Annotated in this window: 13 protein-coding genes; 4 read left to right on the plus strand and 9 right to left on the minus strand. The window is 64.9% G+C overall.

The window, feature by feature from the left end; translation table 11 throughout:
- Positions 1 to 2: 2 nt before the first annotated feature.
- The gene (locus UB43_RS16875) at positions 3 to 1,121 is read right to left on the minus strand and encodes an ABC transporter ATP-binding protein (RefSeq protein WP_045213168.1); all 1,119 of its coding nucleotides are present in this window, start codon (positions 1,119 to 1,121) and stop codon (positions 3 to 5) included.
- 248 nt (positions 1,122 to 1,369) lie between these two features.
- On the opposite strand from UB43_RS16875, the gene UB43_RS16880 reads away from it, so the two are divergent.
- Entirely contained in the window at positions 1,370 to 2,275 is a 906-nt protein-coding gene (locus UB43_RS16880) for a LysR substrate-binding domain-containing protein (protein ID WP_045213170.1), read from the plus strand.
- A 135-nt stretch (positions 2,276 to 2,410) separates the two neighbouring features.
- On the opposite strand, the gene UB43_RS16885 is transcribed toward UB43_RS16880, so the two are convergent.
- From UB43_RS16885 to trxA, 4 genes are all read right to left on the minus strand, one after another.
- A complete protein-coding gene (locus tag UB43_RS16885; protein ID WP_045213173.1) occupies positions 2,411 to 3,379 on the minus strand; it encodes a CDP-6-deoxy-delta-3,4-glucoseen reductase in 969 nt (322 codons plus the stop codon).
- Between the two features lie 120 nt (positions 3,380 to 3,499).
- Complete coding sequence (ubiD, locus tag UB43_RS16890; protein WP_045213175.1) at positions 3,500 to 4,966, minus strand: 4-hydroxy-3-polyprenylbenzoate decarboxylase; 1,467 nt, start codon at positions 4,964 to 4,966, stop codon at positions 3,500 to 3,502.
- A gap of 115 nt (positions 4,967 to 5,081) precedes the next feature.
- Positions 5,082 to 6,344, minus strand: coding sequence for a transcription termination factor Rho (gene rho / locus UB43_RS16895; RefSeq protein WP_015475046.1), 1,263 nt, complete (start codon positions 6,342 to 6,344; stop codon positions 5,082 to 5,084).
- A gap of 238 nt (positions 6,345 to 6,582) precedes the next feature.
- Positions 6,583 to 6,909, minus strand: a complete 327-nt coding sequence (trxA, locus tag UB43_RS16900) for a thioredoxin TrxA (protein WP_015475045.1) — start codon at positions 6,907 to 6,909, stop codon at positions 6,583 to 6,585.
- A 190-nt stretch (positions 6,910 to 7,099) separates the two neighbouring features.
- On the opposite strand from trxA, the gene ppx reads away from it, so the two are divergent.
- On the plus strand, positions 7,100 to 8,602 hold the full coding sequence (gene ppx / locus UB43_RS16905; protein WP_045213176.1) for an exopolyphosphatase: 1,503 nt from the start codon (positions 7,100 to 7,102) through the stop codon (positions 8,600 to 8,602).
- 187 nt (positions 8,603 to 8,789) lie between these two features.
- Here the strand turns inward: ppx and ppk1 are convergent, their stop codons facing one another.
- Both ppk1 and hemB read right to left on the minus strand, forming a co-directional pair.
- A complete protein-coding gene (gene ppk1 / locus UB43_RS16910; RefSeq protein ID WP_045213178.1) occupies positions 8,790 to 10,994 on the minus strand; it encodes a polyphosphate kinase 1 in 2,205 nt (734 codons plus the stop codon).
- Positions 10,995 to 11,014: 20 nt separating this feature from the next.
- Positions 11,015 to 12,034, minus strand: coding sequence for a porphobilinogen synthase (gene hemB / locus UB43_RS16915; protein ID WP_045213179.1), 1,020 nt, complete (start codon positions 12,032 to 12,034; stop codon positions 11,015 to 11,017).
- Between the two features lie 233 nt (positions 12,035 to 12,267).
- Here hemB and UB43_RS16920 point away from each other — a divergent pair, with 233 nt between their 5' ends.
- Positions 12,268 to 12,828: a DedA family protein gene (locus tag UB43_RS16920; protein ID WP_045213182.1), complete on the plus strand. Its 561-nt coding sequence runs from the start codon at positions 12,268 to 12,270 to the stop codon at positions 12,826 to 12,828.
- On the opposite strand, the gene UB43_RS16925 is transcribed toward UB43_RS16920, so the two are convergent.
- Entirely contained in the window at positions 12,829 to 14,067 is a 1,239-nt protein-coding gene (locus tag UB43_RS16925; RefSeq protein ID WP_045213185.1) for a sterol desaturase family protein, read from the minus strand.
- 126 nt (positions 14,068 to 14,193) lie between these two features.
- Between UB43_RS16925 and elbB the strand changes: the two genes are divergently transcribed.
- Positions 14,194 to 14,844, plus strand: coding sequence for an isoprenoid biosynthesis glyoxalase ElbB (gene elbB / locus UB43_RS16930; protein WP_045213188.1), 651 nt, complete (start codon positions 14,194 to 14,196; stop codon positions 14,842 to 14,844).
- 141 nt (positions 14,845 to 14,985) lie between these two features.
- Here elbB and UB43_RS16935 read toward each other — a convergent pair whose 3' ends face one another.
- The gene (locus UB43_RS16935; RefSeq protein WP_045213190.1) at positions 14,986 to 15,456 is read right to left on the minus strand and encodes a YaiI/YqxD family protein; all 471 of its coding nucleotides are present in this window, start codon (positions 15,454 to 15,456) and stop codon (positions 14,986 to 14,988) included.
- Between the last annotated feature and the right edge of the window lie 15 nt (positions 15,457 to 15,471).

Consider the following 15,471-nt stretch of genomic DNA (forward strand, 5'->3'; position numbering starts at 1 on the left):
GTTCAGTCCACCAGGACGCTGGCGCTGCCTTTCTCGAACAGCAGCCCGGCGCGTTGCCCGGCGACCAGGCGGCCACGCTGGCCAGCACTGTTCGGCGCGCGGACGGTCAACTTGCTGCCGTCCTGGAGCTCGACCTGGTACTGCAGGTCGGTGCCCAGGTAGATCTGCTGGACGACGGTGCAAGGCGCGGCGGACGACGTGTCCTCGGCCACCAGTTGCAGGCGCTCGGGACGGATCGACAGGGTGACTTCGGCGCCGACCTTCAGGCCCTCGCGGGAGCCGGCCTCGATCAACTGCTCACCGCCGATGCGGTAGTAAGCGCGGTCGCCGTCGAAGTTCTCGACGCGGGCCGGCAGGAAGTTGGTCTCGCCGATGAAGTCGGCGACGAAGCGGTTGCGCGGGTGTTCGTAGATGTCGTCGGGGCGGCCGACCTGTTGCACCTCGCCCTCGGAGAGCACGGCGATGCGGTCGGACATGGTCAGCGCTTCTTCCTGGTCGTGGGTGACGAAGATGAAGGTGATGCCGGTCTTGGCCTGGATCGCCTTGAGTTCTTCACGCATGGCCTGGCGCAGCTTGAGATCGAGCGCGGAGAGCGGCTCGTCGAGCAGCAGCACCTTCGGATGCGGCGCCAGCGCACGGGCCAGGGCGACGCGCTGCTGCTGGCCGCCGGAAAGCTGGGTCGGCTTGCGCTGGGCGAAGCGTTCCATCTGCACCAGGGCGAGCATCTCGCGGACGCGCTCGGCAACCTGCGCCTTGCTCATGCGCTGGCCCATCGGGTGGGATTCCAGGCCGAAGGCCAGGTTCTCGGCGATGGTCATGTGCGGGAACAGCGCGTAGTGCTGGAAGACGGTGTTCACCGGGCGCTCGAAGGGCGGCCGGTCGGCGATGTTCTCGCCGTACAGCTGGATTTCCCCGGCGGTGGGGAATTCGAAGCCGGCGATCATCCGCAGCAGGGTGGTCTTGCCGCAGCCCGAGGGGCCGAGCAGGGTGAAGAATTCGTTGTCGCGGATGTCCAGGTCGACGCATTTGAGCGCGACGGGACCGCTGGCCGGGTCGCCGTAGACCTTGCGCACGGAGCGGATCGAGACCGCCGCCGTCTGCAGGCTGTGCAGGGCATTCATGGTGAAACCTCCGCATCCTTCCCGTCCGCCGCACGCTGGCGTTCGGGGGATCTTGTAGTTGTTCTGGCAGGGCTGGAGTAGACGCTGGATGCAGCGCTGGCCGTGGGTTCGGCTCGATATTGTGGTGATGCTGCTGGAGCGGATATTCGAAGAAAGGTGGTTGAGCGAAAAGCTCAATTTTCTTACATTCGATATTAAATAATTTAACAGCTGAAATTTAACAGCTCAGCCCGCCTTCGAGGTCAGCCATGTCCATCCAGCGTCTCCCGCCGCTCAATGCCGTCCGCGCCTTCGAGGCCGCCGCACGCCTGGGCAGCTATGTCGCCGCCTCGAAAGACCTGCATGTGACGCAGCCGGCCATCGGCCGTCACGTGAAGCTGCTGGAGGATTGGCTGGGCGTGCAGTTGTTCGAACGCACGCCGCGTGGGGTCAGCCTGACGCCCGCCGGGCAGCGCTACTACGCGAAGATATCCACAGCCCTGCAGCAGATCGCCGATGCCGGCCACGAACTGGCCCCCGGCGGCACCGCGCGCTGGTTGAAGATCATGGTGGTACCGGCCTTTGCCAAACGCTGGCTGATGCCGCGTCTTGAAACCCTGCGCCAGCAGCGCCCCGGCCTGAAGGTGGCGGTGGAACCCAACCCGACTTTCAGCGAAGTGGACGGTAAAAGCGCCGATCTGGGGATTGTCTACGGGCTTCCTGGCGTCTATCCGCAGTGCCACAGCACCCTGGTGCGGCCGGCGGTGTTCCCGGTGTGCTCGCCCTCCTACCTCGCCGAGCATGGCCCGCTGAATAGCGTGGACGATCTCGCCCGGCACAAGCTGATCCACGTGGACGACGGCGAATGGTGGAACCTCTGGTTGTCCACCATCGGCCTGGACCTGCGGGTGAGTTCGGATGTGCTTTACGTCAGCAACGACCACGCCCTGTCCATGGCCGAGGCCGGCCACGGCATCGCCCTGGCCAACCTGGTGCTGGTGAAGCACCAGCTCGCCGCCGGCACGCTGGTGCGGCCGCTACCCGAGGAAGTGCCGCTGGAAAGCTACCAGCTGCTGCTGCCCACCGGTGCGGTAAGCGCCGACGTGGCCTGGTTCGAGGACTGGATTCGCGCGGCGCTGCAGGAGGAGTTTTCCATCGAGTCTCCGCGAGACTAAGCCGCCGGGGTATCGCAGCCAAGGCGTCATCCTGTAGGAGCGAGCTTGCTCGCGAACACGCCCAACACCGACGCTGCCGGGCACATCGTTCGCGAGCAAGCTCGCTCCTACAGAAAGTCCAGGCCCTGAGCTGAATCAGCCGCGCGGGGCGTAGGCGAAGACGTCGGCGCGCATCTGGTGCGGGTCCATGCCCGCCGCGACCAGCGCATCCAGGGTGCCATAGACCATCGCCGGCGACCCGCTGGCGTAGACGCGCAGGCCGGACAGCTCGGCGAAGTCCTCGCACACTGCCTCATGCAGCAGGCCACAGCGCCCCTGCCAGCCACACAGGTCGCTGACGATCTTGTGCAGGTGCAGGTTGGGCACGCTTTCCCACAGCTCCCAGTGTGGCAGCTCGTAGAAGTCTTCCGGGCGCCGCACGCCCCAGTACAGGTGGACCGGGTGGGCGAAGCCGGTGGCACGGCAGAATTCGATCAGGCTGTGCATCTGCGCCATGCCGGTGCCGGCGGCGATCAGCACCAGCGGGCCGTCCGGCAGGTCGGCCAGGTGCGCGTCGCCGAAGGGCATCTGCACGCGGGCGAAACGGTCGCGCTGGAGCTGCGCCAGCAAGTCGATGGCGCTGCTCTCGCGGGCCAGGATATGCAATTCCAGGTCACGGCCTTCCTGCGGCGCGGAGGCCAGGGAGAAGGCGGCCGGGTCGCTGCCGTCACGCTCGATCAACAGGTACTGCCCGGCGTGGTAGCGCGGCGGTTTGCCGGCCGGCGCGCGCAGGCGCACGCGCCAGACATCGCCGCCCACCGGCTCGCAGAGTGTCAGTTGGCAGGACAGCTTGCGCACCGGCAATTCGCCGGGCGCCAGCACGCCGTCCCAGTGCAGCACGCAGTCTTCCAGCGGCTCGGCCAGGCAGGTGAAGAGCTCGCCATGGTCACGCACCTCGCCATCCTGGCGCACGCGGCCTTCCACCAGCAGCGCCGCACAGATGTGGCAGTTGCCGTTGCGGCAGCTCTGCGGGCACTCGTAGCCCAGGCGCCGCGCACCGTCGAGGATACGTTCCCCGGGCGTCAGCTCGAGCTGGGCACCGGAGGGTTGCAAGGTCACTTTCAAGCGTCGTTCTCGTTCTTTTAGTTGCAGGAGCGAGCTTGCTCGCGAACACCCCCAGCAGCGGAGTTGGGTTCGCGAGCAAGGACTAGGCGTCCCCCTCGGTCCTACAGGCGGGCGGCCACATCAATCGATGCCCAGGCTCGCCCAGATTTCATCGACCCGACGGGTTACCGCCGGGTCCTTCTCGATCACCCGGCCCCACTCGCGGCTGGTCTCGCCCGGCCACTTGTGGGTGGCGTCCAGGCCCATCTTCGAGCCCAGGCCGGAAATCGGCGAGGCGAAGTCCAGGTAGTCGATCGGCGTGTTGTCGATCATCACCGTGTCGCGCTTGGGGTCCATGCGCGTGGTGATGGCCCAGATCACGTCGTTCCAGTCGCGGGCGTTGATGTCGTCGTCGGTGACGATAACGAACTTGGTGTACATGAACTGTCGCAGGAACGACCAGACACCGAGCATCACGCGCTTGGCGTGGCCGGGGTACTGCTTCTTCATGGTCACCACCGCCATGCGGTAGGAGCAGCCTTCGGGCGGCAGGTAGAAGTCGGTGATCTCGGGGAACTGCTTCTGCAGGATCGGCACGAAGACTTCGTTCAGCGCCACGCCGAGGATCGCCGGCTCATCCGGCGGGCGGCCGGTGTAGGTGCTGTGGTAGATCGGTTTCTGCCGGCGGGTGATGCGCTCGACGGTGAACACCGGGAAGCGGTCCACCTCGTTGTAGTAGCCGGTGTGGTCGCCGTACGGGCCTTCATCGGCCATCTCGCCGGGGTGGATCACTCCTTCGAGGACGATCTCGGCGCTGGCCGGCACCTGCAGGTCATTGCCGATGCACTTGACCAGCTCGGTCTTGTGGCCGCGCAGCAGGCCGGCGAAGGCGTATTCGGAGAGGCTGTCCGGCACCGGGGTCACCGCGCCGAGGATGGTCGCCGGGTCCGCACCGAGGGCCACGGCCACCGGATAAGGCTGGCCGGGATGCTTCTGGCACCACTCGCGGAAGTCCAGCGCGCCGCCACGGTGGCTCAGCCAGCGCATGATGACCTTGTTGCGGCCGATCACCTGCTGGCGGTAGATGCCCAGGTTCTGCCGTTCCTTGTTCGGCCCGCGGGTAACCGTCAGGCCCCAGGTGATCAGCGGCGCGACGTCGCCGGGCCAGCAGGTCTGCACCGGCAGCTTCGACAGGTCGACGTCGTCGCCCTCCTCGATCACTTCCTGGCACGGCGCGTCCCGCAGGACCTTGGGCGCCATGTTGATGACCTTCTTGAAGATCGGCAGCTTGGACCAGGCGTCCTTCAGCCCCTTGGGCGGCTCGGGCTCCTTGAGGAAGGCCAGCAGCTTGCCGATCTCGCGCAGTTCGGAGACGTCCTCGGCGCCCATGCCCAGGGCCACGCGCTCGGGCGTGCCGAACAGGTTGCCGAGCACGGGCATGTCGAAGCCGGTGGGCTTTTCGAACAGCAGGGCCGGGCCCTTGGCGCGCAGGGTGCGGTCGCACACCTCGGTCATTTCCAGCACCGGGGATACCGGCGCCTGGATGCGCTTGAGCTGTCCGCGCTGCTCCAGGGCAGCGATGAACTCGCGCAGGTCGCGATACTGCATGAGGGTCTCGATGGCGGCAGGATGATGCGACAGTCTACCGCCTATCACCGCCTGGCAGAAACACGAAGGCCGGGTTTCCCCGGCCTCGTGGCTTGCATCAGAGCAACAATGGCGCTTACTTGCTGCGCTTCATCGAATCGAAGAACTCGTCGTTGGTCTTGGTCTGGCGGAGCTTGTCCAGCAGGAACTCGACCGCGGCGATTTCGTCCATCGGGTGGAGGATCTTGCGCAGGATCCACATGCGCTGCAGCTCTTCCTCACCGGTGAGCAGCTCTTCGCGACGGGTGCCCGAACGGTTGATGTTGATCGCCGGGAACACGCGTTTTTCCGAGATGCGACGGTCGAGGATCAGCTCCGAGTTACCGGTGCCCTTGAATTCCTCGTAGATCACTTCGTCCATCTTCGAGCCGGTTTCGATCAGCGCGGTGGCGAGGATGGTCAGCGAACCGCCTTCCTCGATGTTGCGCGCGGCGCCGAAGAAGCGCTTGGGCTTTTCCAGGGCGTGGGCGTCGACACCACCGGTGAGCACCTTGCCGGAGCTGGGGATCACGGTGTTGTAGGCACGGGCCAGACGGGTGATGGAGTCGAGCAGGATGATCACGTCCTTCTTGTGCTCGACCAGGCGCTTGGCCTTCTCGATCACCATCTCGGCGACCTGCACGTGGCGGGTCGGCGGCTCGTCGAAGGTGGAGGCAACCACTTCGCCGCGCACGGTGCGCTGCATCTCGGTCACTTCTTCCGGGCGCTCGTCGATCAGCAGGACGATCAGGTGGCACTCGGGGTTGTTGCGGGTGATGTTCGAGGCGATGTTCTGCAGCATGATGGTCTTGCCCGCTTTCGGCGGGGCGACGATCAGGCCGCGCTGGCCCTTGCCGATCGGCGAGCAGAGGTCGATCACACGGCCGGTGAGGTCCTCGGTGGAGCCGTTGCCGGCTTCCATGGTCAGGCGCTTGGTCGGGAACAGCGGCGTCAGGTTCTCGAAGAGAATCTTGTTCTTCGCGTTCTCCGGACGATCGAAGTTGATCGAGTCGACTTTCAGCAGGGCGAAGTAGCGCTCGCCCTCCTTCGGCGGACGAATCTTGCCGATGATGGTGTCGCCCGTGCGCAGGTTGAAGCGACGGATCTGGCTGGGCGAGACATAGATGTCATCCGGGCCGGCCAGGTACGAGGAATCGGCGGAGCGCAGGAAGCCGAAGCCATCCTGGAGAATCTCCAGCACGCCGTCACCGGAGATTTCCTCGCCGCTTTTCGCGTGCTTTTTCAGCAGTGCGAAGATGATGTCCTGCTTGCGCGAACGAGCCATGTTTTCCAGGCCCATGGCATCGGACATTTCCAGCAATTCGGCAATCGGCTTTTGCTTGAGTTCGGTCAGATTCATAGAAGGGACGTAAATACGCTGAAAGGGGAAAAGGGAACAAGCGTGATGCTTGAAGAGCCGCGCCGTAGATGACGGACAGGATCGCTTGGAATTCGAATGGGAAGTGCGTCGGCGACGGCTTGCAGGGAACAACGAAAAACTCGTTGTGCGCCCGAATTTAACACCCGAGTTTCGGAGCGTCTAGGGGCAATAACGAAAAAACCCCGCACATTGGCGGGGCTTTTCGGGCTTCGTCGACTCAGATGTTGCTGTCGAGGAAGGCAGCCAGCTGCGACTTGGACAGTGCGCCGACCTTGGTGGCTTCAACGTTGCCGCCCTTGAACAGCATCAGGGTCGGAATGCCACGCACGCCGTACTTGGGCGGGGTGTCCTGGTTCTCGTCGATGTTCAGCTTGCAGACTTTCAGCTTGCCCTGATAGTCCTTGGCGATCTCGTCGAGTACCGGGGCGATCATCTTGCACGGGCCGCACCATTCGGCCCAGTAGTCGACCAGCACGGGACCGTCGGACTTCAGTACGTCCTGCTCGAAGCTGGCATCGGTAACATTGACGATATGTTCGCTCATGTATTCTCTCCGTCAATCGGATGCGAAAAAGTGTCCGCCATCATATCCCGCCTCGGCCCACACCGAAAGGCGCAGCCGATTGAGTGTATCTATCGCTGCCGCGGCGACTTCTGATCGGTGACAACCCCTTCATTGGCACTCCCCGCCTAAAATGGCAGGATGTCTCCCGTATTTTCCCGGACCTGCCCCTATGCCCCATACCCCTGCCAAGACCTTCCCGATGATCGCGGCCATTGACCTTGGCTCGAACAGTTTCCACATGGTTTTGGCGAAGGCCGATCACGGCGAGATCCGCATCCTCGAGCGGTTGGGCGAGAAGGTCCAGCTGGCCGCGGGCATCGGCGAAGACCGCATGCTCACCGCGGAAGCGATGCAGCGCGGCTACGACTGCCTGAAGCAGTTCGCCCAGTTCATCAACGGCATGCCGCCCGGCTCGGTGCGCGTGGTGGGCACCAACGCCCTGCGCGAAGCGCGCAACCGCGCCGAGTTCATCCGCGTCGCCGACCAGATCCTCGGGCACCCGGTGGAAGTCATCTCCGGCCGTGAAGAAGCGCGCCTGATCTACCTCGGCGTTTCCCACACCCTGCCGGACAACCCCGGCAAGCGCCTGGTGGTCGACATCGGCGGCGGCAGCACCGAGTTCATCATCGGCCAGCAGTTCGAATCGCAACTGCGCGAGAGCCTGCAGATGGGCTGCGTGAGCTTCACCCAGCGCTACTTCAAGGACGGCAAGATCACCCCGGCGCGCTATGCCCAGGCCTATACCTCGGCCCGCCTGGAACTGATGAGCATCGAGAACAGCCTGCGCCGCCTGGGCTGGGACGAGGCGGTCGGCGCCTCCGGCACCATCCGCGCCATCTGCCTGGCGATCCAGGCCGGCGGCCATGGCAACGGCGAGATCAACCCCGAAGGCCTCGCCTGGCTCAAGCGCAAGATGTTCAAGCTGGGCGAGGTCGAAAAGCTCGACATCGATGGCATCAAGCCGGACCGCCGGCCGATCTTCCCGGCCGGCATGGCGATCCTCGAGGCGCTGTTCGACGCCCTCGAACTGACCCGCATGACCCACTCCGAAGGCGCCCTGCGCGAAGGTGTGCTCTACGACCTGCTGGGCCGCCACCACCACGAGGACGTCCGCGAGCGCACCATCGGTGCGCTCATGGAGCGCTACCACGTCGATCCGGAACAGGCCGCGCGCGTCGAGGCCAAGGCGCTGGAATCCCTGGACCAGGTCGCCAAGGCCTGGGACCTGAACGACGAGGGCCACCGTGAGCTGCTGATGTGGGCCGCGCGCGTGCACGAACTGGGCCTGGACATCGCCCACTACCACTACCACAAGCACGGCGCCTACCTGCTGGAGCACTCGGACCTGGCCGGCTTCTCGCGCCTGGACCAACTGACCCTGGCGCTGCTGGTGCGCGGCCACCGCCGCAACATCCCGGTGGACAAGTTCAACGAGCTGGGCGACGAGGGCGACAAGCTGATCCGCCTGTGCGTCGTATTGCGCTTCGCCATTCTCTTCCACCACATCCGTGGCACCCAGGAAATGCCGGCCGTAGCCCTGAAGGCTTCCGGCAAGTCGCTGGACGTGCGCTTCCCGGATGGCTGGCTGGCGGCCAACCCGCTGACCCAGGCGGACTTCGAGCAGGAAGCGGAATGGCTCAAGCGCGTGGGCTATTCGCTCAGCGTGAGCTGATCGCACCTGCGACAGACAAAGGCCCCGGCGCGCAAACGCCGGGGCCTGTTCATTTCCAGCCCACGCAGGTGCTTTCACACCGCGCAGGAGCGGACTCCGTCCGCGATCGCCCACTGCCGGCACCACAATGCCCGGACGCGCATAAAAAAGCCCTGCCGAGGCAGGGCTTTCGATATCGCCAGCCGGATCAGCGAACGCTGATCACCGGCGTGCACAGGCGCTCCAGCAGGGTCGCCTGGGCGTTGCGGGCGTTCTGGTTGCCGCTGGGGCTCTGGCGCACATAGCTGCCATCGGACTGCAACACCCAGGCCTGGGTGTTGTCGCTCAGGTAGGACTCCAGCTCCTTCTTCACCCGCAGCACGAGCTTCTTGCCTTCCACCGGGAAGCAGGTCTCCACGCGCATGTCGAGGTTACGTTCCATCCAGTCGGCGCTGGAGAGGTAGAGCTTCTCCTCGCCGCCATTGAGGAAGTAGTAGATCCGGCTGTGCTCGAGGAAACGGCCGATGATCGAGCGCACCTGGATGTTGTGCGACACCCCCGGCACGCCCGGACGCAGGCAGCACATGCCGCGCACCACCAGGTCGATCTTCACGCCGGCCTGGCTGGCCTTGTACAGCGCGCGGATGACCTTGGCGTCGGTCAGCGAGTTGACCTTGGCCATGATGTGCGCCGGCTTGCCCTCGGCAGCCTGGGCGGCCTCGCGGTTGATCATCTCCAGCAGGTTCTTCTTCAGGGTGAAGGGCGCGTGCAGGAGCTTCTTCATGCGCAGGGTCTTGCCCATGCCGATCAGCTGGTTGAACAGCTTGTGCAGGTCCTCGCAGAGCGCCACGTCGGCGGTCAGCAGGCTGTAGTCGGTGTACAGGCGGGCGTTGCCGGCGTGGTAGTTGCCGGTGCCCAGGTGCGCGTAGCGGCGCAGCTCGCCGTCCTCGCGACGCAGGATCAGCATCATCTTGGCGTGGGTCTTGAAGCCGACCACGCCGTAGATCACCACCGCACCGGCCTGCTGCAGGCGGCTGGCCAGCTGCAGGTTGGATTCCTCGTCGAAGCGCGCCCGCAGCTCGATCACCACGGTGACTTCCTTGCCGTTGCGCGCGGCCTCCACCAGCGCGTCGACGATCTCGGAGTTGGCCCCGGAGCGGTACAGCGTCTGCTTGATCGCCAGCACGCTGGGGTCCTTGGCGGCCTGGCGCAGCAGGTCGACCACCGGGGTGAAGGACTCGAACGGGTGCATCAGCAGCACGTCGAGCTTGCCCAGGACGTTGAACAGGTTTTCCTTCTTCTGCAGCAGCTTGGGGATCGCCGGGGTGAACGGCGGGGACTGCAGCTCCGGATGACTGGCCAGACCGGTCACACTGAACAGGCGGGTCAGGTTGACCGGCCCGCTGACGCGGTACAGCTCGGTCTCGGACAGGCCGAACTGCTTGAGCAGGTAGTTGGACAGGGGAACCGGACAGGTGTCCACCACTTCCAGGCGCACCGCATCGCCGTAGCGGCGCGAGAACAGCTCGCCTCGCAGCGCGCGGGCCAGGTCCTCGACGTCCTCGGCATCCACCGAGAGGTCGGCGTTACGGGTCAGGCGGAACTGGTAGCAGCCCTTCACCTTCATGCCGTGGAACAGGTCGTCGGCGTGGGCGTGGATCATCGACGAGAGGAACACGTAGTTGTCACCCGGCCCTGCGACTTCTTCCGGCAGGCGGATGATCCGCGGCAGCGAACGCGGCGCCGGGATGATCGCCAGGCCCGAGTCGCGGCCGAAGGCGTCCAGGCCTTCGAGCTCGACCATGAAGTTCAGGCTCTTGTTCACCAGCAGCGGGAACGGGTGGGTCGGGTCGAGGCCGATCGGGGTGACGATCGGCGCGATCTCATCGCGGAAGAAGCGACGGACCCAGGCCTTGATCTTCGGCGTCCAGTAGCGGCGGCGGATGAAGCGGATGTCGTGCTTGGCCAGCTCCGGCAGCAGGATGTCGTTGAGGATGCTGTACTGGCGAGCGACCTGCTCATGCACCTGCTCGCTGATGCGCGCCAGCGCCTGGTGCGGCAGCAGGCCGTCGGCGCCGGCCTGCTCGCGGGCGAAGGTGATCTGCTTCTTCAGGCCGGCGACGCGGATCTCGAAGAACTCGTCGAGGTTGCTGGAGAAGATCAGCAGGAACTTCAGGCGTTCCAGCAGCGGGTAGGACTCATCCAGCGCCTGTTCCAGCACGCGGATGTTGAACTGCAGCTGCGAGAGCTCGCGATGAATGTAGAGGGCACTGTCGTCCACGTTGATCGCCGGGACCGCCGGTTCGACGAGTGGCGGCGTCGCCTCGGCGACCTCCTCCACGACGACTTCGGTGATTTCAGCGGTGGTGTCAGCTTCGATAACTTCGGTTTCGCTAATGCCTTCGGTATTCATCGCTCGTCTCATCGACGGGGTCAGCCCCCGCTTTTCATTTTCAATTGTTGTGCCGCGCGCTTGGCGAAGTAGGTCAGGATGCCATCTGCGCCCGCGCGTTTGAAGGCCAGCAGCGATTCGAGGATCACTGCCTCGCTGAGCCAGCCATTGTTGATCGCGGCCATGTGCATCGCGTACTCGCCGCTGACCTGGTAGACAAAGGTCGGCGCGCGGAATTCGTCCTTGGCCCGGCGAACGATGTCGAGATAGGGCATGCCCGGCTTGACCATGACCATATCGGCGCCTTCGGCGAGGTCAGCGTAGATCTCGTGCAGCGCTTCGTCGCTGTTGGCCGGGTCCATCTGGTAGGTGGCCTTGTTGCCCTTGCCCAGGTTGGCGGCGGAACCGACGGCATCGCGGAACGGGCCGTAGTAGGCGCTGGCGTACTTGGCCGAGTAGGCCATGATGCGGGTGTTGATGTGGCCGGTGGACTCCAGGGCCTCGCGGATGGCGCCGATGCGGCCGTCCATCATGTCCGACGGAGCCACGACCTGGGCGCCGGCTTCGGCGTGGGAAAGCGCCTGCTTGACCAGCACATCGACGGAAATATCGTTCAGTACATAACCATCCTCATCGAGGATGCCGTCCTGGCCGTGGCTGGTGAACGGGTCCAGTGCCACGTCGGTGATGATGCCCAGCTCCGGGAAGCGCTCGCGCAGGGCGCGGGTGGCGCGCTGGGCGATGCCGTCGGGATTGAAGGCTTCGGCGCCATCGAGGGATTTCTTCTCCAGCGGAGTCACCGGGAACAGCGCCAATGCCGGGATGCCCAGCTCCACCAGCTCTTCGGCTTCCTTGAGCAGCAGGTCGATGGACATGCGCTCCACACCGGGCATCGAGGGCACAGCTTCACGCTGGTTCTTGCCGTCGAGGACGAACACCGGAAGGATCAGGTCGTTGCTGGTCAGGACGTTTTCGCGCACCAGACGGCGGGAAAATTCGTCACGACGGTTGCGACGCAGACGAGTGAAGGGGAAGGCACGATCGGCGGGAATGAAGCTCACGGCGTACTCCAGGGCCTGATGCAGCAGGCACAGTCTGACAGTTATAGCCCTGAATTATGACCGATTGGTAACAACCGGTAACAGTGACCCTTGGTCGCGGCATCCTGCCGCAGCGGCATGCCGCCGCTCTGCACCGGCACGGACTTGTTCCAGGTCAGTTGTGCAGACTGGGGTGCCTTCCCTGCGGGCGGCAACCGAGTTAGGCTTCGCGTTCATTTCGCTGCGTTGCCTCGATAATGCTCCAACAATTCCTGCAGGATTTCGGCTACTTCGCGCTGTTTCTCGGCACGTTCTTCGAGGGTGAGACCATTCTGGTCCTGGCCGGCTTCCTGGCATTCCGCGGTTACATGCAGCTGGAGTACGTCATCGCGGTGGCTTTCTTCGGCAGTTACGCGGGTGACCAGCTCTGGTATTTCCTCGGTCGTCGCCACGGTCGCAAGCTGCTCGCGCGCAAGCCACGCTGGCAGAAAATGGGCGACAAGGCGCTGGAGCACGTGCGCAAGCATCCCGATCTGTGGGTGCTGAGCTTCCGTTTCGTCTACGGCCTGCGCACCGTGATGCCGGTGGCCATCGGCCTGTCCGGTTACCCGCCGGCGCGCTACCTGCTGCTCAACGGCATCGGCGCCATCGTCTGGGCCACGGTGCTGGGCAGCGCTGCCTTCTACTTCGGCAGCGTGCTCGAAGGCGTGCTGGGCAACATCAAGAAGTACGAACTCATGGTCCTTGGCGGCCTCGTGGTGATCGGCCTGCTGTTCTGGCTGCGCCGCCGCTTCAAGGCTGCCAAGGCAGACTGATCAGGCCGCCTGCGGCAGGCGCTCGGCGCGCCGCAGGCCCAGCAGACCGATCAGGCTGAGCAGCGAGTAGACCGCCAGCGCCCAGGGCGCCCACTGCGGCAGTTCGATCCCTCCCCACAGCGCCAGCGCTGCCACTGCCGGCACGTTCAGCGCCAGTCGCAGCAGTTCCAGGCGCAGCGCCCAATTGCGGTTTTCCAGCCAGCAACCGATGGCGTAGAGCCCGAAAGCCATCCAGCTCCAGCCGATCACCAAGGGCAGCACTTGCCAGTGTTCCCCGACGCCGAGCAACCAGGTGCCGACCACCACGTAGGTGGCGAACTGCAGCCCGGCGTACCACTGCCGGCCGCGCGTCAGCGGCACCTCGAACTTGCGGAAAGCCGCCAGGTCCGGCTTGGTCATCGGGTAGCGCCGGGCTACGTCCTCGGGGCGCCAGCCGGTGCGCATGAACCAGATGCGCAGCTTGTCCCACAGGCTGCCAGCACGACGCGCATCGTTCCACAGGTGCGCATAGACCTGCAGGTTGGCCCACAGCGGGTTCCAGCTGGCCAGCGGGACCGTCACGCCGAACACCACCGGCTCCTCGTCCAGTTCCTCCTGGAAGGTGCCGAACAGACGGTCCCAGAGGATGAACACGCCGCCGTAGTTGCGATCCATGTAGACCGGGTTCTGCGCGTGGTGCACGCGGTGGTTGGACGGGGTGATGAAGATCCATTCGAACCAGCCCAGCTTGGGGATGTGCCGGGTGTGCACCCAGAACTGATAGAGCAGGTTCAGCGCGGCGACGGTGAGGAACACCAGCGGCGGCACCCCGGCAATCGCCATGGGCAGGTAGAAGATCCAGCCGAAGATGAAGCCGGTACTGGTCTGCCGCAGCGCAGTGGAGAGGTTGTAGTCCTCGCTCTGGTGGTGCACCGAGTGCGCGGCCCAGAGCACATTGCGCTCGTGGCCCAGGCGGTGGTTCCAGTAGTAGCAGAAGTCGTAGAAGACGAAGGCGAACACCCAGACCCAGAGGTTCTGCGTGGACATCTCGAAAAGCGCCAGGTGCTGCCAGGCGATGGCGTAGGTGAACACTGCCAGGCCCTTGGTCAGCAGGCCGCTGGTGGTGGACAGCACACCCGCACTGAGGCTGTTCAGCGCATCGCTCAGGCGATAGGTGCGCAATCCGCGCCAGCGGTCGGCGAACAACTCGATCGCGATCAGCAGGAAAAAGAAGGGCACGGCGAAGAGGATGTAGTTCATGGCGCGACCGAATCGTTATGCTTATGAAGAAGGATCCTAGTCCCTTGCCCGACGCCGGCCACGGCCGTCGGCGACAGCCCGGGCGGCATATCGCGACAGCCCCGGCCCCTCGTACAGGAGCAGTTCATGAAGAAAGTTGCCGTTATCCTCTCCGGTTGTGGCGTCTACGACGGTGCGGAAATCCACGAGAGCGTGATCACCCTGCTGCGCCTGTCCCAGCGCGGCGCACAGGTACAGTGTTTCGCCCCGAACATCGCCCAGCACCACGTGCTGAACCACCTCACCGGCGAGGAAATGGCCGAGAGCCGCAATGTACTGGTGGAATCCGCGCGTATCGCCCGTGGAGAGGTGAAGGACGTGCGCGAAGCCAAGGCCGAGGACTTCGATGCCTTGATCGTTCCCGGCGGCTTCGGTGCGGCCAAGAACCTCAGCAACTTCGCCTTCAAGGGCGACCAGTGCGAAGTGCAGCCGGACGTACTGGCCCTGGCCAAGGCCTTCGCCGCGGCGAAGAAGCCGGTCGGCCTGCTCTGCATTGCCCCTGCTTTGGCGGCGCGCATCTATGGCGCCGGCGTGGAGTGCACCATCGGCACCGACGAAGGCACCGCACAGGCGCTGACCAGCATGGGCGCCAAGCACATCGATTGCGCCGTGGAAGACATAGTCGAAGACAAGGACCACAAGCTGGTCACCACCCCGGCCTACATGCTCGCGCAGTCCATCGCCGAAGCCGCCAGCGGCATCAACAAGGCGGTAGACCGGGTGCTGGAGCTGGCCTGAAACCGTAGGAGCGGACTCCGTCCGCGATGGTTTCCGGCGCGCTGCGGACCTATCGCGGACGGAGTCCGCTCCTACACCCAGTCCACCATCGGTGAATATGAAAACGCCCGGCATTGCCGGGCGCTTTCGTTTCAGGCCGGATCAGGCCTTGCGGCCCTCCGCCTCGCGCATCAGCCGCGTCAGCAGCCGATCCAGGCTGTTGGCGAAGGCCTGGCGATCCTTGTCGCCGTAGGGCGCCTGCCCACCTCCCACCTGGCCCTGCTCGCGCAGGTCGGTGAACAGGTTGCGCACGGCCAGGCGTTCGCCCATGTTCTTCTCGTCGAACTCGCGGCCACGGGGGTCCAGCGCGTCGACACCCTTCTTCACCAGGCGGTCGGCCAGCGGAACGTCGCTGCAGATCACCAGGTCGCCTGGCTCAGCTTGTTCCACCAGATAATCGTCGGCAGCGTCCATCCCGCTGGGCACGACGATCAGGCTGACGCAGGCGAACGGCGGCTTGGCCACGGGCTGGCCGGCGACCATCACCACCTCCAGCTTGCGCTTGAGGGCGAACTTGGCCACCAGGTCCTTGGCCGCGCGCGGGCAGGCGTCGGCATCGATCCAGATACGCATCGGAAAACCATTCTC

The sequence above is a fragment of the Pseudomonas sp. 21 genome (genome assembly GCF_000955805.1).
Taxonomy (GTDB): domain Bacteria; phylum Pseudomonadota; class Gammaproteobacteria; order Pseudomonadales; family Pseudomonadaceae; genus Pseudomonas.